Genomic DNA, 18,749 nt, shown 5'->3' on the forward strand with positions numbered 1-18,749 from the left:
CTCCCTTTATTGGCTTGCGGCTTGCTGCCGCTTGAGCGCGGGCAGTCAATCGCGGGGAGGCCGTCAAGTCAATCAGGCCGGCGAGCGGAAGCTCATCAGGCTGCGGGTCTTGTAGTCGTAGAACTTGCCGGTCTCGGTCCAATCAGGCGCGCACATCGGCACGATGAATTCGGCGACCTGCTCGGCTGTATCGAGCGTCGTTGGGTCTTCGCCCGGCATCAGCGTCGCGCGCATCCGGGTGCGGACGGGGCCCGGATTGAACAGATTGACGCGCAGCTTAGTGTTCGCGGTCTCCTGCGCCCAGGCGCGCGCCAGCGTCTCCAGCGCCGCCTTGGAGGCGGCGTAGGGGCTGACATAGGCGGTCGCCTTGTTGGCGGCGCCGGAAGTGATGAACACCGCGCGACCGGCGTCGGACTGCTTGAGCAGCGGCTCCATGCAACGGATCAGCTGGAAGTTCGCGGCGACGTTGACCGCCATCACGTCGGTGAAGGCCTTCAGCTCGATATGGCCGATCGGTGAGGAGGGCCCAAGCACGCCGGCATTGCCGACGAGGATGTCGAGCTTACCGTATCGCTCATGCAGGCCGGCACCTAGGCGCGCGATGCCGTCGGAATCGGTGAGGTTGAGCGGCACCAGCGTGGCGCTGCCGCCGTCCTTGCGGATCTCGTCGTCGAGCTCTTCCAGCCCGCCCTGCGTGCGCGCGACCGCAACGATATGCGCGCCGGCCTTGGCCAGCGCCTTGGCCGTGGCGAAGCCGATTCCGCGCGAGGCGCCGGTGACGAGAGCGATGCGGTTGGCGAGGGGATTTGTCATTGAAAGGTTCTATCCAGCGTCGTCCTGGCGAAAGCCAGGACCCATACGCCGTGACGTTTATGGCTAGGGAAGATGATTGTCACACCTTCTTCGTACCAGAAAGGCCTGTGGTAATGGGTCCTGGCTTTCGCCAGGACGACGAGCCTAGCTCGCCTCCGCCAGCAACGACAATTGCCGCGGCTGCTGCTCGGTCTGGGTCTGGTCGGTGAGGTGGGTCGGATAAGCCCCGGTGAAGCAATGATCCGAGAATTTCGGATTGGCGGGGTCGCGGCCGGGCTCGCCCATGGCGCGGTACATGCCGTCGATCGACAGGAAGGCGAGCGAGTCGGCGCCGATGATCTCGCGCATCTCTTCCAGCGAATGTGTCGCCGCAAGAAGACCACCACGGTCCGGCAGATCGATACCGTAATAGTCGGGATAGAGGATCGGCGGCGAGGCGAGGCGGAAATGCACTTCCTTGGCGCCGGCATCGCGCATCATGCGGACGATCTTCTTCGAGGTGGTGCCGCGTACCAGCGAATCGTCGATCAGGATGATGCGCTTGCCTTCGATCGCGGCGCGGTTGGCCGAATGCTTCATGCGCACACCGGATTCGCGGATCGCCTGCGTCGGCTGGATGAAGGTGCGGCCGACATAGTGGTTGCGGATGATGCCGAGTTCGAACGGGATGCCGGAATGCTGGCTGTAGCCAACCGCCGCGGGCACGCCGGAATCCGGCACCGGCACCACGACATCGACCGGCACGTGGCTCTCGCGCGCAAGCTGGGCACCAAAGGCCTTGCGCACCTCGTAGACCGAGCGGCCGTGGACGATGGAATCCGGACGGGAGAAGTAGATGTACTCGAAGATGCAGGGACGCGGCGCGATCGGCGGGAACGGCTTGTGGATGTCCTGCCCGTTCTCGTCGAACACGATGACCTCGCCGGGCTCGATGTCGCGGACGAAGCGTGCGCCGATGATGTCGAGTGCGCAGGTCTCGGAGGTCAGGATCGGACAACCATCGAGTTCGCCGAGCACCAGCGGACGGATGCCGCGCGGATCGCGCGCGCCGACCAGCTTCTTGTTGGTCAGCGACACCAGCGCATAGGCGCCCTCGATCTCGCGCAGCGCGTCGATATAGCGCTCGATGAAGCGGCTGCGCCTGGAGCGCGCGACCAGGTGCAGGATCACCTCGGTGTCGGTGGTCGACTGCATCATCGCGCCGTTCCTCACGAGCTCGCGGCGCAGCGTCAGGCCGTTGGTGAGATTGCCGTTGTGGGCGACCGCAAGGCCGCCGGCATTCAGTTCGGCGAACAGCGGTTGCACGTTGCGCAGGATGGTCGCGCCGGTGGTGGAATAGCGGACATGGCCGACTGCCATTGTGCCGGGCAGGCGGTCGATCACCTCTCGGCGGGAGAAGGTGTCGCCGACGAGGCCGAGGCGGCGTTCGGAATGAAAGCGGCCGCCGTCATAGGAGACGATGCCGGCGGCTTCCTGGCCGCGGTGCTGAAGGGCATGGAGGCCGAGCGCCGTGATGGCGGCGGCATCGGGGTGGCCGTAGATGCCGAAGACGCCGCATTCCTCGCGCAGCGTATCCCCCTCCAGATCGTCTTGAAGTTCCAGCGCGGCCGGGCCGAGATCAAGTAGGGCGTCCTGGTCAGGATTTCGCATCTCGTCCGAGCCTCTCGTTAGGGCTTAATCAACGCGCCGCGGGTTTCTCGATCAGCTTTTTAAGGCTGTCACGAGCCGGTTTGCTGTATCCGTCGCCACTGCCCGAAGGCTGCTGCTCGGAATCAGTTTGCTCTTCATCTGGTTTGTTTTTCTTGAATCTCTTCAAGATGGTGTTCTCGGGGTCGTCAGGCAAGAGGGCCATCAGCCAATCCCCGGTTCCCTGCAGCACCACGCGGGATTTGGCCCCCGTGACCCAATCCGGGCGCTGCTTGTCCGGCACGAGCCAGGTGAAGAACAGGAAGGCGACCACGACGATCAAAAGTCCGCGCGCCAGCCCGAACAGAAAGCCGAGGGTGCGGTCCAGTGCGCCGATGCGCGAATCCAGGATCATGTCGGAGATCCGGACCGTGATCACGGAGACCACGACCAAAGTGCCCACGAACACGCCGGCAACCACGACCACGCTCGCGACGGTATCGTTGTTGAAATAGGTCTTTGCGGTCGGCAGCAGCTTCGAGAATGAATAAAGCGTGACAATCGCCGCCGTGCCCCAGGCCGCGATCGACAGGATCTCGCGCATGAAGCCGCGAACCATGGCGAGCAGGCCCGAAATCAGCATCACACCGAGCAGGATCAGGTCGAGGATGGTTACTGGCATCGGCTGGTCTGGTCCGCTCGTACTTCAAGGTGCTCAGCGAATCGGTGCTTGGCCGCCGCCCTAAGTGAGGGCCAGACGACGTTCCCGGCAAGGCCGCAACCACGCAATCCCATGCTGCTTTTGTGACGGCTGTATAGCGGCGAGGGCGGGGGACGTCACCACCGGCTAACCCTCTCCACGGCGGAATCTTGCTGGTGTGGCATTTTTCTCTGCCGGTGCGCTCGAGTCGCCCCGCCGGGAGCCGCGTGCGGCGATCTCGGCGACCAATGTCGTCAGGCTGTTGATCGCGTTCAGCGACAAGCCGGCATCGCCGCCGGCTTCGCCCCGGGCCGATTCGGGCAGAACGGCACGCTGGAAGCCGAGTTTTGCCGCTTCTTTCAGCCGGGCCGGGGTCTGCGCTACCGGGCGCACCACGCCGGACAGCGAGATCTCGCCGAAATAGACCGCATCGGAGGGCAACTGCGCATTAACCAGCGAGGACACCAGCGCCGCCGCGGCGGCCAGATCAGCCGCGGGCTCGTGGATGCGCAGGCCGCCCGCGACGTTCAGATAGACGTCGTGGCCGGACAGCTTCACCCCGCAATGGGCTTCCAGCACCGCCAGCACCATCGATAGCCGGCTCGGATCCCAGCCCACCACGGCCCGGCGCGGGGTGCCGAGCGAGGTCGGCGCCACCAGTGCCTGCAATTCGACCAGAACGGGTCTTGTACCCTCGATACCCGCGAAGACTGCGGTGCCGGGCGTGCCGAGATCGCGCTCCGACAAAAACAGCTCGGAAGGATTGGTGACTTCGCGCAGGCCAAGCCCGGTCATCTCGAACACGCCGATCTCGTCGGTCGGCCCGAAACGATTCTTCACGGCGCGCAGGATGCGGAATTGCTGCGAGCCTTCGCCCTCGAACGACAGCACCGCATCGACCATGTGCTCGACCACGCGAGGGCCGGCGATCTGTCCGTCCTTGGTGACATGGCCGACCAGGATGATGGCCGCGCCGGTCCTTTTGGCAAAACGGATCAGGGCCTGCGCCGAGGCGCGCACCTGCGTCACCGTGCCGGGTGCCGATTCCACCGTGTCGGTCCACATGGTCTGGATCGAATCGATCACGATCAGCCGCGGCACCGCGCCCTCAGACAGCGTCGAGACAATGTCCTCGACCGACGTTTCGGCGGCGAGCTGCACCGGCGCATCCGACAGCCCGAGCCGTTCGGCGCGCAACCGCACCTGCGCGACCGCCTCTTCGCCGGAGATGTAGACGACGCGGTGTCCGGCGCGCGCGAGCAGGCTTGTGGCCTGCGTCAGCAGCGTCGACTTGCCGATGCCGGGATCGCCGCCGACCAGCAGCACCGAGCCGCGGACAAAGCCGCCGCCGGTCACGCGATCGAGCTCCGTCATGCCGGAGGACAGGCGCGGGGCGTCCTGGGTTTTTCCGGACAGGCTCTCGAGCGCGAAGGTCCGCCCCTTGCGCTTGGAGCGGATCGACACCGGCACGCTGCCGGTCGTGTCCTCCTCCGCGAGCGTATTCCACTCGCCACAGGACTCGCACTTGCCCTGCCAGCGGTTATAGGCCGCGCCGCAGTTCTGGCAGACGAAGGAAAGTGTGTTCTTGGCCATGGGGACAGCGAGTCCGGGGACAGCGAGTCGGGGGTTTCAGGTTTGCTGATAGCACGGAATGACGGGTCGAGAGAGTGAGCCCCGGCGCCCCCCCGAAGCCCGGCTACGGCTGCGCCGCGTTCCAGAGCATGGAGAGGCCGGCCGCGATCATGATTGCGTCCATCACCAAGCGGAACATCTCCGGCTTCAAGCGCAGCACGAAGCGTTTGGCGATGAAGGCGCCGGCCATCAACGACGATCCTGCGACCAGGCCTTTGACGAACACATCGCCGGTCAGCGCGCCGAAACGTTCGAAGGTCACGGATTTCGCAACATAGAGCCCGAGCGAAGATGCCGCTTCGGTGGCGAGGAAAGCGCCGCGGGACAAGCCGTAGAACAGGAATAGCGGCACGCTGAGCGGGCCGGTGGAGACGACGATGCCGGTGAGATAGCCGATGACGGCCCCGCCGATCGCCAGATGCCAGAGATTGGCCTTGAGATCGTGCCGCGCCAGCCAGTGCCGAACCGGCACCATCGCGATCAGGAAGACGCCGATGGCAAGATCGACGGCGTGCGAGGGCAGCGCCAGCAGTGTCCGCGCGCCGAGCACGGCGGCTGGAATGCCTGTGACCGAATAAGCCGCGCAGGCGCGCCAGTCGACCTCGCGCCACCACGCCAGGATTCGTGAGAAGTTGGCCATGACGGCGGCCACCGCCATGATCGGCACCGCCTCCTTTGGCCCATAGGCATAGACCAGCACCGGCATCAGCATGATCGACGAGCCCGTGCCGACGATGCCGGAAATGGTGCCTGCGACGAGGCCGACGATGAGGACGAAGAGGAAAGCCAAAACCGTCTCCACGAATCGGGAGAGTTTAGCCGCGGCCCGCGGCGCGGGCGATCCGCGAGGCGAGAGAACCTTATCTTGCCGAGAGCCCGGCGTTAACCATCGCCGACGGGTCCAGTCTGAGCGAAATCGCTTCGAAGTTTCTTAAATCTTACTGGGTACCTCTCTTGGGCATAGTGACCGGGGGGAAGAAGAGTATGGGTAAGCGAGCCAAACGCGGAAAGGCGCAGACGTTCGCAATCCCGATGGCGGCGAGAGTTGCAGTTGGTGCCGTCGCCGTCGCAGCGTTGGGGTACGGCTTGCTGTCCCGACCGGCGAACGTGCAACTGGCACGAAAGCCGTCCGCGCACGAAGCCCAAGCGTCATCAACTCCGGTTTACGTCTCAACGCCTGTTCATGCATCAGCTCCGACGCCGGCTTCGGCTCCGCTTACGGCCCCGGCGCCTCTGGTCGAACCGCCCAAAGCGGCTGACGTTCCCGGAGCATTCGTGCGGCAGGTGGTTGACTACGCCAGCCGCCAGACGCCGGGCACCGTGATCATCGATACCAAGAACACATTCCTCTATCTCGTTCTGAACGACGCGCAGGCACTGCGCTATGGCATCGGTGTTGGCCGCGAAGGTTTCACATGGTCCGGTGAGCAGACTGTGGCTCGTAAGGCAGAATGGCCGGATTGGCATCCGCCTGCGGAGATGGTCTCGCGTCAGCCTTATCTGCCGCGGTTCATGGCCGGAGGTCCTGGCAACCCGCTCGGCGCTCGGGCGATGTATCTGGGCGAGACCGAATATCGAATTCACGGCACCAACAAGCCCGATACGATCGGGAAGCGGGTCTCGTCCGGCTGTATCCGACTGACCAATGAGGACGTCGTTGACCTCTATGATCGCGTGAAAGTCGGCGCGAAAGTGATCGTGCTTCCGACGACCGTTGCCCGCCGAGCACCCCAGGGAGCGCCAGCCGACGCCGCTTTCCGATTACCGGACCCGGCATCACCGCCGAACCGGCCCTCGGCAACTCACGCGCAGATGCCGTCATCTGGAGCGAAGATCGCCGAGGCGCAGTAATTCGTCCTCCGTCCTCATCCTGCAACGGAGGACAAGGAGGCAATTCAAGTCGCCTACGAGGTCATCCGGTCGGAAGCTTGTGACAGGCACAAACAATTTATGGCTTGTAGGGCGGAGGACAGACCACCACCTCGCCCGAAGAACTTCTCCGGCACGGCTCAGTCACCCCGATTGCGGTATGAGTATAAGCGTAGCTCAGAGCTGCGCCGGTTAGAGCAGCACCAAGGATTGCAATTTGCCATCGCAATTTCATGCCGTCGACGTCCCCGAAGAGGGGCGTCGACGGGCTGCCCCTTCATATCGAAGCCCGAGCTGTCTCCCGTAGGCCCTTCGCATCGCATGACGCGCTGCTGCGATGAAGTCCACGCTCCACCGTGTCGACGACCGCTTCTGAAAACATCCCGCCAGTGTTTGCCCGACGCGTCAAATCAGTGTTTCGGAGCATGCGTAACCCATTGATTTGCCAGCCATCGGCTACTGTGCATGGGGTTGTTTTTCATGTTTTTGTTGAGTTGGCGCGGCAAGTCGGTGCTCGCAGCACATGGGGCAAGTCCGGCTGCGCGCTGCTGACAGCATGTTGGCAGCAGGGTCCGGCTACGACCATCTCCTGACAAAACAAAGAGTGGGTCATGCGGGTCGAGGGAAGCTGTCATTGCGGTGAGACGGTGTTCGAGGTGACGGAGGCGCCCGCGAGCGTCACCCGTTGCACCTGTTCGCTCTGCGCCAAGCGCGGCGCGTTGTGGGCCTATTACACGCCGGCGCAGTTTCGGCTGCTGTCGCCCGCGGAGAACCTCGCGACCTATCTCTGGGGCAGCCGAACGGTCAAACACCATTTCTGCGCAAGCTGCGGCTGCGGTACCTATTCGGAGTCGCCGGACTGGTCGACCGGCAAGCCCGATTTCGACAATCCGAGGGTCGCCGTCAACGCGCGCCTGTTCGACGAGTTCGATCTCGAGACCGTGCCGGTGACCATGATCGATGGCAAGAATTTATGGTGAGCATGCGCTCTCGCGCATGTCTGCTGCTCGTCCGTGCTCTTGAGGCACTCTTGAAAAGCTGATCTGTTTCCGGCCCGACAGAAAAAGGGGAGGAAGCCGATGATGCGTCTTTTCGCGCGAGTGATGCTCGCGATGTGTCTGGCCGTTGTAGCCGGCTTCAATGCGCAGGCGCAGACCAGGCCCAAGGTCACGACATCAGGACCGGATTTCCCCAATGCCGCGCTGTTCGTCGGCAACAGCTTCTTCTATTACAACAACGGCATGCCCGGGCATCTCTCCTTCATGGAGCGGGCTGCGGACCCTGAAAACAAGACGGCCTATCGCAACACCATGGCGACGATCGGCGGTTCCGGCCTCGATTGGCATGACATGGACAACCTGCTGCGGCCGGGTGGCCTCGGCGCCTATTCGTTCGACGAGCAGAACAACGTCGTCTTCAACAAGCCGGGCAGGCAGTACGACGCCGTCGTGATGATGGATTGCAGCCAGTGCCCCATCCATCCGCAATTGAAGGACGCGTTCACGACCTTCGTAAAGAAGGACAGCGAGATCGTCCGCGCCAACGGCATGCGGCCGGTCTTGTTCATGTCCTGGGCTTACGCCGACAAGCCTGAGATGACGGAAGCGTTGGCCGAGGCCTACACAATCGCAGGCAATGCCAATGATGCGCTGGTGATCCCCGCAGGTTTTGCCTTCGCGCGCGTGCGCAAGCTGCAGCCCGAGCTCAATCTGTATGCGCCGGACAAGCGGCACCCGAGCCCCGCAGGCACATATCTGGCGACCTGCGTGACGTTCGCCGCGCTGACCGGCCGCTCGCCGGTCGGCAATTCCTACACGATGGGACTGGACGGCCCGACGGTGGAGCTGCTGCAGAAAGCAGCGTGGGACACGGTGCAGGAGTATTACGGGCGTTGACCTAGCGCAGCACGACCCACGCCGGTGCGTGGTCGCTCGCGCCTTCTTCGCCGCGAACCTTCTTGTCCACGCCGGCTTTTGCCAGGCGTGAGACGAGGGCAGGGCTGAGCAGGACATGGTCGAGCCGCAGGCCCGCATCTCGCGGCCAGCGGTTTCGCTTGTAATCCCAGAAGGTGTAGATGCGCTGCTCGGGGTGCAGTTCGCGGATCGCGTCACACCAGCCTTGTGCCAGCAGCGAGGCAAAGGCCGCACGGCTCTTCGGTTGGATCAAGGCATCCTTGTCCCACGAGCGCGTCGGATAGATGTCGAGCTCATCAGGTGCAACGTTGTAGTCGCCGGCGAGCACCACGGGCAGCTCCTGCTTGAGCAAGGTTCTGGCATGGCGCTTGAGCCGCGCGAACCAGTCGAGCTTGTAGTCGAATTTCGGTCCCGGCTGCGGATTGCCGTTCGGCAGGTAGATGCTGGTGACGATGACACCGCGTACCGCGGCCTCGATGTAGCGGGCTTCGTGATCGGCAGGTTTTCCCGGCAAGCGATCGCGGGTGAGAATGGGCTCGGCATTGCGGGCCAGGATGGCGACGCCGTTCCAGGTCTTCTGTCCACACCACACTGCGCCGTAACCGGCCTTTTCGATCGCGGTCGCCGGAAATTCGCCATCACTTGCCTTCAACTCCTGAAGTGCGACGACATCTGGCTTCGCCGTTCGCATCCATGCCAACAGATTGGGCAGGCGGCGATTGATGTTGTTGATGTTGAATGTCGCGATCTTCATGTAGAGCTACCGGCTCCTGCCTTCCGCTACCGGAGAAACAATGTCCAAGTTGAGCTTTGCCGTCATCGCCGTCGCCGTTGCGTTCTCCGGGGTTGCCTCGGCACAATCATCCGATCCGCGCGGCGCGTGCAAGGCGGACTATGACAAATTCTGCGCCGGCATTGCGCCGGGCGGCGGCATCGTCGCCTGCCTCAACGCCAAGCGCGACAAGCTCAGCGCAACCTGCAAGACGGCGCTGGACAGCAGGAAAAAGAAGTAGGCGGCAAGCCGCTCAGCCCGGCAGCGGCGGCGGGCTTGTGGGCTGTTCGACCGATGGCGGAGCGGGCGTCTGCTGCTCGACCGCCTGCGCGGAAGCCGGCCTGGCCAGCGGCTCCACCACGTTCCCGCCCTTGTAGACGCGGGCGTAGCGGCGGCCGAGGCTGGTCAGCACCTCGTAGCCGATCGTTCCGAAATGATGCGCGAGCTCGTCGACGGTGATGCCCTCGCCGAGCAGCGTGACCATGTGGCCGCGCCGCGCCGCGTTCGGCGGCAGATCGGTGATGTCGATCGCGATCAGGTCCATCGAGACGCGGCCGGCGACCGGACAGCGCTTGCCGGCGACGATGACCTCGGCGCCGCGGGTGCCGTCATTGGAGCTTGCGGCGCGGAAATAGCCGTCGGCATAACCGACCGCGATGATCGCGAGTTTCGTCGGTCGCCGTGCCGTCCAGGTGCCGCCATAGCCGACGCTCTCGCCGCGCTCGACATTGCGGATCTGCACGATGCGGGCCTTGAGATCGACCACCGGCTGCATCGGATTGTCAGCCTCCGGCGTCGGGTTGACGCCGTAAAGCGCGGCGCCCGGCCGCACCATGTCGAAATGGAAGGGCGCGCCGAGGAAGACGCCGGACGAATTGGCGAGCGCCGCCGGCACGCCGGAGAATTCGCTGGCGATGCCGCGGAAGGCCGCGAGTTGCTTGGCATTCACCGGGTTGTTGAGCTGCTCGGCCGAAACCAGATGGCTCATCACCAGCGTAATGCCGTGATCGCCGGCGTTGATGCGGGGGATAATGGCCTGCGCTTCCGCGAGCGTCAGGCCGAGCCGATTCATGCCGGTGTCGATGTGGATGGCGGCGCCACCGGTCCAGCCGGTGCGGCGGCAGAACACGTCCCATTCGGCGAGCTCGTTGAGATCGCCGATCACGGGGCGGCAGTTGATCTGGGCGTAGTGCTCGCCGGTGTTCTGGAAATAGCCGCCGAGCACGTAGACCGCAGGCTCCGGCACCGCCGCGCGCACCTTGCGCGCTTCCTCGATGGTGGCGACGAAGAAGGTCTTGCAGCCGGCCTTGTTCAAGGCACGCGCGACCTGCTCGGCGCCGCAGCCATAGGCGTCTGCCTTGATCACCGCCGAGCATTCGGCCGGCACCGCCGTCTTCTCGAGCTTACGCCAATTGGCGATGATGGCATCGAGATCGACGGTGAGCACGCCGCCGAAGGTCGCGAGCGCGGCAGCCTGATTGGCCTCCGCGGAGAGAAGGCCGGATTGCGGGATCATTTTCGGGTCGGACGCCGTTGTCATGGCGCCGTTTTACGCAAGAGGCCGGTCAGGTTCAACCCAGGGAACTCAGTAGTCGCCGCCGCCGCGGTCCGGCACTTGGCTGTCCGGCGCAAGGTCGCCGAACCGGGTGACCGACGCTTCGAAGGCCAGATCGACGGTGCCCGTCGGGCCGTGGCGTTGCTTGCCGATGATGACTTCGGCCTTGCCGTGCGCAAGATCCATGTCCAGGCGCCATTTTTCGTGCTCGGGTGTGCCCGGGCGCGGCTCCTTGTTTCCGAGGTAATATTCCTCGCGATAGACGAACAGCACGACGTCGGCGTCCTGCTCGATCGAGCCGGATTCGCGCAAATCCGATAGCTGTGGCCGCTTGTCGTCGCGTGATTCGACCTGGCGCGAGAGCTGCGAAAGCGCAATCACGGGCACGCTGAGTTCCTTGGCGAGCGCCTTCAGACTGGTCGTGATCTCGGTGATTTCCTGCACGCGGTTTTCGCTGCGCTTGCCCGAACCCGACAAGAGCTGGATGTAGTCGATGACGATGAGGTCGAGGCCCTTCTGCCGCTTCAGCCGGCGGGCGCGCGCCATGAGCTGCGCAATCGAGAGACCGCCGGTCTCGTCGACATAGAAGGGCAGCGACTGCAGCTCGATCGAGACCTCGCGGATCTTCTCGAAATCGGCCTCTGAGATGCCGCCGCGGCGGATCGACGAGGAGGGAATGCCGGTGCGCTCGGCCACGATACGCGTGGCGAGCTGGTCGGCCGACATTTCGCAGGAGAAGAAGCCGATGACGCCGCCATGGGCGGCCTTCATGGTGCCGTCGGCCTGGAGTTCTGGAACGTAGGCCCGGGCGACGTTGTAGGCGATGTTGGTTGCAAGCGACGTCTTGCCCATGCCGGGGCGGCCGGCGACGATGATGAGGTCGGAGTGCTGCAACCCGCCCATCTTGGTGTCGAGGTCGCGCAGGCCAGTCGAGATGCCCGACAGCTTTCCATCGCGCTGGAACGCTTTCGCGGCCAGATCGACCGCAAGCGTCAGCGCCTGCGAAAATTTCTGGAAGCCTCCGTCATAGCGGCCGGATTCGGCGAGTTCGTAGAGGCGGCGCTCGGCGTCCTCGATCTGCGCCCGCGGCGCGAAGTCGACCGGGGCGTCATAGGCGACATTGACCATGTCCTCGCCGATGCCGATCAGGTCGCGTCGCAATGCCAGATCGTAGATGGTGCGCCCATAATCCTGCGCATTGATGATGGTGGTCGCTTCGGCGGCGAGGCGCGCCAGATATTGCCCGATGGTCATGCCGCCGATGTCGGTGTCGGCGGGCAGGAAGGTCTTCAGGGTGACGGGCGTCGCGATCTTGCCCATCCGGATCAGGCTGCTGGCGGTCTCGAAGATGGTCTGGTGCAGCGGCTCGAAATAATGCTTCGGCTCCAGAAAATCGGAGACGCGGTAAAACGCGTCGTTGTTGACCAGGATCGCGCCCAGAAGGCTCTGTTCCGCCTCGATGTTATGCGGCGCGCTCCGATAGGCCGGGGTTCCGGCTTCGGGCGCGAGTTTGAGAACGTTCGAATCAGTCAGGGCCATGGTCGAGCGATAGCAATTTTCTGGGGCGGATGCGGGGCCGGGATAAAGCGCCGCCTCAGCCCAAAGCGGAAGCAAAAGCTCGCTGCTATCAACCGATCATTAAAATGGTGGATGATTGACCGCCGCAGCACGCGCCGCGCTTGACGGAATTTCGTGGAACCCGCGCCACGGAAAACGCCGGATGAAGTGAACCTGATGGGGTGCCGGGCAGACACATCGAGACGCGCGCGAATGACCCACGGCCAGGCGCTTTTGGCTCGGTTTAGACCAGCAGGAGGTAGACCAGTGCAACCAGGGCCGCCCCGACGCCGGTAGCGATCAGGGCGTAATCGGTGCGGAGGTCGTCCTGCACGTCGAATGAGGTTTTGGTCTTGTTGCTCATGGCGACGGTCTAAGCCAGGGCCGACCAGACTTATGTGAAGCAGATCACATCTCCCCGGATTCTTTCGGGGGTACAGCCGGAACAGGTTAGCGGGCGGGGGGTTGTCTCCTGATCTGCCACCAGGGAACGAGGCAAGCGATGCGGCCAGAACGGCAGCCCCGGAATTGGCGAAGCGAAGCAGGCAGCCGACTTTGGCTGTCGGGGCTGATCGCGGCCATGGAGCACGCTGAGCGGCCGGAAGTGCGTCGGGAACCGGTCGCCCCTGAAATCCTGAAAGCGCTGCGGATGCAATTGGCCTTAACGGCCTCTTCCACGTCCGCTCCGGTTTCGACCCTGCGACACTAGGACTCATTCACCAGCCAGCTTCAGCCTCGGCGTGGCGCCGGCTTCGACGGCCCGCAGTCGGGCTTCTTCACGCGCGATGTAGTTGCGCGTCATCGGCACGACGCCCTGACGGCGGGTGAGTTGAATCTGGAAGTTCATCATATGCTGCTTGCGGAACGTCATCTCGCTGGCTGCTAGATAAAATTCCCACATCAGCGCGAAGCGCTCGTCATACAGCTGCACGGCTTCTTCGCGTCGCGCCATGAAGCGCTCGCGCCATGCCTTCAGGGTTTCGGCGTAATGAAGGCGCAAAATCTCGATGTCGCAGACCAGCAAGCCCGCCCGCTCGATCGCCGGCAGCACCTCCGAGAGGGCGGGGATGTAGCCGCCGGGAAAGATGTATTTGGCGATCCAGGGATTGGTGGAGTCCGGGCCCTGCGAACGGCCGATCGAGTGCAGCAACATGACGCCGTCCTTATCCAGCAGCTCGGCGCAGCGCCGGAAGTAGGTGTCGTAGAAGCGGGCGCCGACATGCTCCAGCATGCCGACTGAGACGATGCGGTCGAACGGACCGGCGATGTCGCGATAGTCCTGAAGCAGGAATTTGGCCGATCCGGTCAGGCCCTTTTCGGCTGCGCGCGCATTGGCGATCTGCAACTGCTCGGTCGACAACGTTATGCCGGTGACGTCAGCACCTGCGATCTCGGCGAGATAGAGCCCAAGTCCGCCCCAGCCCGAACCGATGTCGAGGACGCGCTGGCCGCTCTTGACGAGCAGCTTTGCGGCGACGTGCCGTTTCTTGGCAAGCTGTGCATCGTCGAGCGTGCTCTCCGGCGTCTCGAAATAGGCGCAGCTATATTGCTTGTCGGCGTCGAGGAAGAGCGAATAGAGCCTCGCATCGAGATCGTAATGATGTGCGACGTTGCGGCGGGATCGCGGGCGCGGATTGAACTGCTTCAGGTGCCGCACCAGATAGCGCAGGTGCCACCAGGGTTTTGCCCAGTGCGGCAACAGGTCGGGTTGACCGAGCAGGATCGCGAGAGCATCAGCTATGGTGCCATGCTCGACAATGAACTCGCCGTCCATATAGGCCTCGCCAAGCCCGAGCTCGGGATTGACTAGGATCTTCCGCTCTGCGTCCGCGGTGACGAAGCGGACTGCGACCGGTTCGCCCGAGCCGTCGCCGACGGTGAACTTCGAGCCCTTCGCCGTGGTCACCGTCATCGACCCGCGGCGGATGAATTGAGACAGGAATTGACGCAACAATCGGTCCATCGGCACCCATCCTCTCGAGCGAACCCGAAGAGATGCGACTAACCCGGCCTTTCACACCCTACGCCCGGGCATCTCAGCGGTTCCTATGCGCTTGCATCTAGATCTAGGGAGGTGTCCCGGGCCCGCTATTGCGCTGTGCTCAAAGCGGATATTCCAAAACCGCTTAATCACATCCTTGCGCGCGGTGCCTGCTTCCATTCGCGGCTCAATCGGATAAAAGGTGACCCGCCGCGGCGCCGCCTGCCGGCTGCACCTCTCGGAATTCAATGGAGATGATGGGAATGTCGAGCCGAGCGCTCAGCCTCGCGACGATCTTGCTTCTGATCGGCTTCGGCGCGACCGATACCGTTTTCGCGCAGGCGACGAACCTCGAGGCCGGCAAGGCCCCATCCCAGCTTTTCGCGCAGACCTGTAATGCATGTCACAAGAGCCCGCGCGGCCTTTTGAAAACAGTGGCGCCGGGCTCCTTGCCGGGCTTCCTGCGCCAGCATTACACGACCAGCCCCGACATGGCCGGCGTGCTTGCCTCCTACCTCGTCTCCAACGGGGCCACCGACACCCGCTTCCAGGCGAAGGACGGCCATAAGGACGGCAAGGACAAGAAGGACGGCGCCAAGGATAAGGACAAGGAAGCCAATACCAATCCCGCGCAGTCTCCTGAACATCAGGGCCGCCGGCAACGTTCCCAGGAGTCCGCCAAGCCGGAAGGCGAGGGTGCCGCTCCCGCGGCCGAGGGCGCGCGTCAGAAGCGCGCCGCGCGGCCGGCCGAAGAAGGAACGAAGGAAGGTGCGAAGCCCGAGGGCCAGGCTGTCCCCGAAGGGCGCAAGGCCAAGCGTCTCGGCAAGCGCGGCAAGCCGGGAAGTGATGAGGCGCCGAAGGTCGATGCCGCGGCGCCGACGGCAGACGACAAGAAGAGCGAGCCGAAGGTCGAGTCCAAGCCTGAGACAAAGCCCGAGACTGCGAAGGTGGATTCCGGCGAAGCTAAATCCGAAGGCAGCAAACCCGAAGGCAGCAAACCCGAAGGCAGCAAGCCGTCCGACAAGCCCGCCGAGGCCAAGCCGGAAAGCGCCAAGGTGGAGCCGCGCGGCAGCGAAGCTCCGGCGTTGCGGCCCGATCCGGTGCCGCAGGTGACGCCGGCCGCACCGTCCGCCGCGAAGCCCCCCGAGCCAGCTGCGCCCAAGGCGGCGGAAGAGGCTGCTCCCAAGCCCGCCGGGAGCGCCGAACCGCCAGCGAAGTCGCAGGAACCGGCGCCGCCCGCGACCGCTGCGACTCCACCGGCGCCAGCCGAATCGTCCGGTCCGCCGACGCCGCCGATTTCGCGATAGGCGACCACATTTTTAGACATGCGAAGGCCGCGCTCTCGCGCGGCCTTCGTCGTTTTGGCTACAAGCTCAATCTGCTGTCGCCCGCGGTCGGCGAGAAGCGGATCTGCCGGGCGAGGGTGATCAAGTCGGGCCGTCAGGTCTCCGTCGCCGCAGCCGGCGTTTTCTGCGTCAGCGCCGGGGTCGAGACCATACGGCGACGGCGCTCGCGTCGATCGCGATGCTGAGCGAGGATTGTGCCGCCACAACGAAAAACCCGGCCGCCTGAGGCGACCGGGCTTCGAAAGCCTGCGCGAACGCGAGGCTTACTTCTCGGTCTCTTCCGCGGCCGGCGCCGGCTCGGCGTCGTCCTGCAGGGCTTCCGGGTCGAAGAACTCGCCGGCGGCTGCGATCGCTTCGGCCGCAGCATCCCGGTCTTCGTTCCGGCTCGAGATGTCCTCGCCGCGGTTGATGCGCTCGGCCTCGTCCTGGCTGCGCGCCACGGTGACACTGATCTCGACCTCGACCTCGGGGTGGATGGCGACCGTGATGGTGTGCTTGCCGATGGTCTTGATCGGCGCATCGAGCTGAACCTGCGGGCGGGACAGCGAAACGCCGTCGGCTTCGAACGCCACGACGATGTCGCGCACGTTGACCGAGCCGAACAGTTGACCGGCTTCCGAAGCTTGACGGATCACGATGATGTTCTTGCCCTGGATCTTCTCGGCGACCTTGGACGCCTCGCCCTTGGACTCAAGGTTGCGAGCCTCGAGCTCGGCCTTCATGCCGTCGTACTTGGCACGGTTGTCGGCGGTGGCGCGCAGCGCCTTGCCGCGCTTGAGCAGGAAATTGCGGGCATAGCCGTCGCGAACCTTCACGACTTCGCCCATGTGACCGAGCTTGTTGACGCGTTCCAGCAAAATGACTTCCATATTCGTTCTCCTTTGATGTGTTGAGTGAGGTGGAATTTCGAACTTGAACTTTCGGACTTGAACTCAAGAGGTCGGCAGCGGCGGTGGCTGGCGCGTGCGAAGGAAGCGTTCGCGGAGGCCGAACACGGCATCGGCGAGGCCGAGGATCACCATCGCGATGACGGGCCATCCGAACACGACGACGACGGCGTAGGTCGAGCCGAGCCAGAAGGTGCGGCTCTTCAGCGCCAGCGTCAGCGTATGCAGCACGGCAAAGCCGGTCAGCGCGTACCCCATCATCAGCGCAGCCGTCGCGATTTGCGCCGCGATCGCAAGCAGTCCGCCGGTGAAGCAGAAGGCGAGCGCGACGCAGAGCGCCACGAGCGTCATCGGCGGCAGCTCCGCGGTCATCAGGTCCGGCCAGGGGCGCCGCAACCGGCCCGACGTCGCCGTCACCTTGGTGCTGAGCCAGAGGTTGAGGGTCAGCGTCATCATCGCAACGATGGTGGCACCCGCCGGCAAGATACGCACCAGTGCGCCGACGAATTGGTCGGTCTCGCCGGAGCTCTGCGGGTCGGCGGCGCGGAGGAGGCGCATCAAGCCACGGCGCAGCGTGCCGGTGATGGTCTCCGCGTCGGTGCCGATCGTGAGCAGCGCGGCGATCGTGGTCAGTGTGGCGAAGCCCGCGATCCACAGCAGGATACGGCCGACCGGATACCACTCCAGCGCAGGCTCGGTGGGCGGCTCGGCGGCGGGCTCCGGCGCGGCGGCTCCGACCGGCCGGCTGAGCAGGACGAGATGGCCGAGCCACCAGGCCGGCAATGCGACGGTGAGGGCGAAGGCGATGCAATAGGGCAGGCCGAACAGGGCGCCGAGGCCAAGCGCGGCGGCGATGCCGCCGAGGCTCGCGCAAAGCGGTCCCCAGCCGATCGAAGCGACCATCAGCGGCAGCGGTGCGAGATAGAACAGGACGAGCGAGATCAGCGCGCCCGAAATGATCGAGGCGAACATCAGGGCCGACGCAGCGCCGGCGATCAGAGCTATCAGTCCAAAGGCCATCATCAGCTGTCCCGCTCCCTTCGAGCGGTTAGAGGCATCTCGCCCCAACCATCGGCGACCGGACGACCCGGAAGCCTTATGAGAAACTAGGTCGTACGGCCGGCGGCGATGTCGCCGCCGGCCGAATTCGTCTTAGCGAATGACGTAGGGCAACAGGCCCAGGAACCGCGCGCGCTTGATGGCGCGGGCAAGCTCACGCTGCTTCTTCGCGGACACCGCGGTGATGCGGCTCGGCACGATCTTGCCGCGCTCGGAGACGTAACGCATCAGCAGCTTGGAGTCCTTGTAGTCGATCTTCGGAGCATTCGCGCCCGTGAACGGGCAGCTCTTGCGGCGACGGAAAAACGGGCGGCGTGCACCAGCTTCAGCCATTGTTCTTACTCCCCATCCGTCGTGGTGGTGGTGGTGGTTTCAGCGTCTTCACGCGAACGGCGCGGACCGCGGTCACCGCGGAAGCCGCCGCCTTCACGATCGCCGCCACGGAAACCACCCTCGCGGTCGCCACGGAAGCCACCGCCTTCGCGATCGCCACGGAAGCCGCCGCCACGGTCGTCACGCTCGCGGTCACGGTCGGCCTTGCGCATCATCGCGGACGGGCCTTCCTCGAGCTCCTCGACGCGGACGCTGAGATAGCGGATCACGTCTTCGCTGATGCGCTCCTGGCGCTCGATCTCGGCGATCGCCGCGGACGGCGCGTCGATGTTGAGCAGCACGAAATGCGCCTTGCGGTTCTTGTTCATGCGGTAGGTGAGGGAGCGTACGCCCCAATTCTCGGTCTTGCTGACCTTGCCGCCGAGACCTTCGACGATGCCGGTCATCTGCGCAGTCAGCTCTTCGACCTGCTGCGTGCTCGCGTCTTGGCGCGCGAGAAAAACATGCTCATAGAGAGCCATGGAAGTCCTTTCCTCATGTTGGCGCATCGCCCGGCGTCAAGCCCTTAAGAGGCCTTCGGAAAGGACTCTGGGATTAAGCTCAGAAGGCGGAAACACGGGACGACGGGCCGACTGGCCCTGCCACACCAAAATCACGAATGATTTGCTGAGACCGTCCGTTCAGCTCCCGGCCGGGGTCTGCGGAT

General features: G+C 64.3%; 18 protein-coding genes and 1 pseudogene. 6 read left to right on the forward strand and 13 right to left on the reverse strand.

Annotated features, from left to right (window positions below):
• Positions 1-72: 72 nt before the first annotated feature.
• The 5 genes from ACIPUD_RS05420 to ACIPUD_RS05440 form a co-directional block, all read right to left on the reverse strand.
• Positions 73-813 carry an SDR family NAD(P)-dependent oxidoreductase gene (locus ACIPUD_RS05420; RefSeq protein ID WP_377790382.1) on the reverse strand — a complete coding sequence of 247 codons (741 nt, stop codon included), beginning with the start codon at positions 811-813 and terminating at the stop codon, positions 73-75.
• A 144-nt stretch (positions 814-957) separates the two neighbouring features.
• Positions 958-2,463 (reverse strand): amidophosphoribosyltransferase, encoded by a 1,506-nt coding sequence (gene purF, locus ACIPUD_RS05425; protein ID WP_018459135.1) that lies wholly within the window; start codon positions 2,461-2,463, stop codon positions 958-960.
• Between the two features lie 28 nt (positions 2,464-2,491).
• Entirely contained in the window at positions 2,492-3,121 is a 630-nt protein-coding gene (locus tag ACIPUD_RS05430) for a CvpA family protein (RefSeq protein WP_007592055.1), read from the reverse strand.
• A gap of 165 nt (positions 3,122-3,286) precedes the next feature.
• Positions 3,287-4,732, reverse strand: coding sequence for a DNA repair protein RadA (radA, locus tag ACIPUD_RS05435; RefSeq protein WP_018459134.1), 1,446 nt, complete (start codon positions 4,730-4,732; stop codon positions 3,287-3,289).
• 103 nt (positions 4,733-4,835) lie between these two features.
• Positions 4,836-5,561, reverse strand: coding sequence for a sulfite exporter TauE/SafE family protein (locus ACIPUD_RS05440; protein ID WP_094183584.1), 726 nt, complete (start codon positions 5,559-5,561; stop codon positions 4,836-4,838).
• Positions 5,562-5,755: 194 nt separating this feature from the next.
• Between ACIPUD_RS05440 and ACIPUD_RS05445 the strand changes: the two genes are divergently transcribed.
• The 3 genes from ACIPUD_RS05445 (at position 5,756) to ACIPUD_RS05455 (ending at position 8,535) form a co-directional block, all read left to right on the forward strand.
• The gene (locus ACIPUD_RS05445) at positions 5,756-6,622 is read left to right on the forward strand and encodes a L,D-transpeptidase (RefSeq protein WP_446480229.1); all 867 of its coding nucleotides are present in this window, start codon (positions 5,756-5,758) and stop codon (positions 6,620-6,622) included.
• A gap of 629 nt (positions 6,623-7,251) precedes the next feature.
• Entirely contained in the window at positions 7,252-7,620 is a 369-nt protein-coding gene (locus ACIPUD_RS05450; protein WP_018459131.1) for a GFA family protein, read from the forward strand.
• Between the two features lie 99 nt (positions 7,621-7,719).
• Complete coding sequence (locus tag ACIPUD_RS05455; protein WP_446480230.1) at positions 7,720-8,535, forward strand: DUF4886 domain-containing protein; 816 nt, start codon at positions 7,720-7,722, stop codon at positions 8,533-8,535.
• A 1-nt stretch (position 8,536) separates the two neighbouring features.
• Here the strand turns inward: ACIPUD_RS05455 and ACIPUD_RS05460 are convergent, their stop codons facing one another.
• Entirely contained in the window at positions 8,537-9,307 is a 771-nt protein-coding gene (locus ACIPUD_RS05460) for an exodeoxyribonuclease III (protein WP_018459129.1), read from the reverse strand.
• A 40-nt stretch (positions 9,308-9,347) separates the two neighbouring features.
• Between ACIPUD_RS05460 and ACIPUD_RS05465 the strand changes: the two genes are divergently transcribed.
• Positions 9,348-9,566, forward strand: coding sequence for a hypothetical protein (locus tag ACIPUD_RS05465; protein ID WP_018459128.1), 219 nt, complete (start codon positions 9,348-9,350; stop codon positions 9,564-9,566).
• A gap of 12 nt (positions 9,567-9,578) precedes the next feature.
• On the opposite strand, the gene alr is transcribed toward ACIPUD_RS05465, so the two are convergent.
• The 3 genes from alr to ACIPUD_RS05480 form a co-directional block, all read right to left on the reverse strand.
• Positions 9,579-10,865 (reverse strand): alanine racemase, encoded by a 1,287-nt coding sequence (alr, locus tag ACIPUD_RS05470; RefSeq protein ID WP_446480231.1) that lies wholly within the window; start codon positions 10,863-10,865, stop codon positions 9,579-9,581.
• Between the two features lie 45 nt (positions 10,866-10,910).
• Complete coding sequence (locus ACIPUD_RS05475) at positions 10,911-12,419, reverse strand: replicative DNA helicase (RefSeq protein ID WP_018459126.1); 1,509 nt, start codon at positions 12,417-12,419, stop codon at positions 10,911-10,913.
• A gap of 730 nt (positions 12,420-13,149) precedes the next feature.
• Positions 13,150-14,400 carry an SAM-dependent methyltransferase gene (locus ACIPUD_RS05480; protein WP_018459125.1) on the reverse strand — a complete coding sequence of 417 codons (1,251 nt, stop codon included), beginning with the start codon at positions 14,398-14,400 and terminating at the stop codon, positions 13,150-13,152.
• Positions 14,401-14,681: 281 nt separating this feature from the next.
• Here ACIPUD_RS05480 and ACIPUD_RS05485 point away from each other — a divergent pair, with 281 nt between their 5' ends.
• Together ACIPUD_RS05485 and ACIPUD_RS05490 are read left to right on the forward strand one after the other, a co-directional pair.
• The gene (locus tag ACIPUD_RS05485; RefSeq protein ID WP_446480232.1) at positions 14,682-15,725 is read left to right on the forward strand and encodes a hypothetical protein; all 1,044 of its coding nucleotides are present in this window, start codon (positions 14,682-14,684) and stop codon (positions 15,723-15,725) included.
• A 26-nt stretch (positions 15,726-15,751) separates the two neighbouring features.
• Positions 15,752-15,990 (forward strand): annotated as a pseudogene (locus tag ACIPUD_RS05490) (PaaI family thioesterase); the annotation flags it as partial.
• 37 nt (positions 15,991-16,027) lie between these two features.
• Here the strand turns inward: ACIPUD_RS05490 and rplI are convergent.
• The 4 genes from rplI to rpsF all read right to left on the reverse strand — a co-directional run bounded on the left by rplI (position 16,028) and on the right by rpsF (position 18,564).
• Positions 16,028-16,633, reverse strand: coding sequence for a 50S ribosomal protein L9 (gene rplI / locus ACIPUD_RS05495; protein WP_007609316.1), 606 nt, complete (start codon positions 16,631-16,633; stop codon positions 16,028-16,030).
• A 63-nt stretch (positions 16,634-16,696) separates the two neighbouring features.
• Entirely contained in the window at positions 16,697-17,674 is a 978-nt protein-coding gene (locus tag ACIPUD_RS05500; protein ID WP_204510986.1) for a hypothetical protein, read from the reverse strand.
• Between the two features lie 129 nt (positions 17,675-17,803).
• The gene (gene rpsR, locus ACIPUD_RS05505) at positions 17,804-18,043 is read right to left on the reverse strand and encodes a 30S ribosomal protein S18 (RefSeq protein WP_007592020.1); all 240 of its coding nucleotides are present in this window, start codon (positions 18,041-18,043) and stop codon (positions 17,804-17,806) included.
• Positions 18,044-18,048: 5 nt separating this feature from the next.
• Positions 18,049-18,564: a 30S ribosomal protein S6 gene (gene rpsF, locus ACIPUD_RS05510; RefSeq protein WP_446480233.1), complete on the reverse strand. Its 516-nt coding sequence runs from the start codon at positions 18,562-18,564 to the stop codon at positions 18,049-18,051.
• Positions 18,565-18,749 lie beyond the last annotated feature (185 nt).

This window comes from Bradyrhizobium sp. CAR08 (assembly GCF_052871955.1).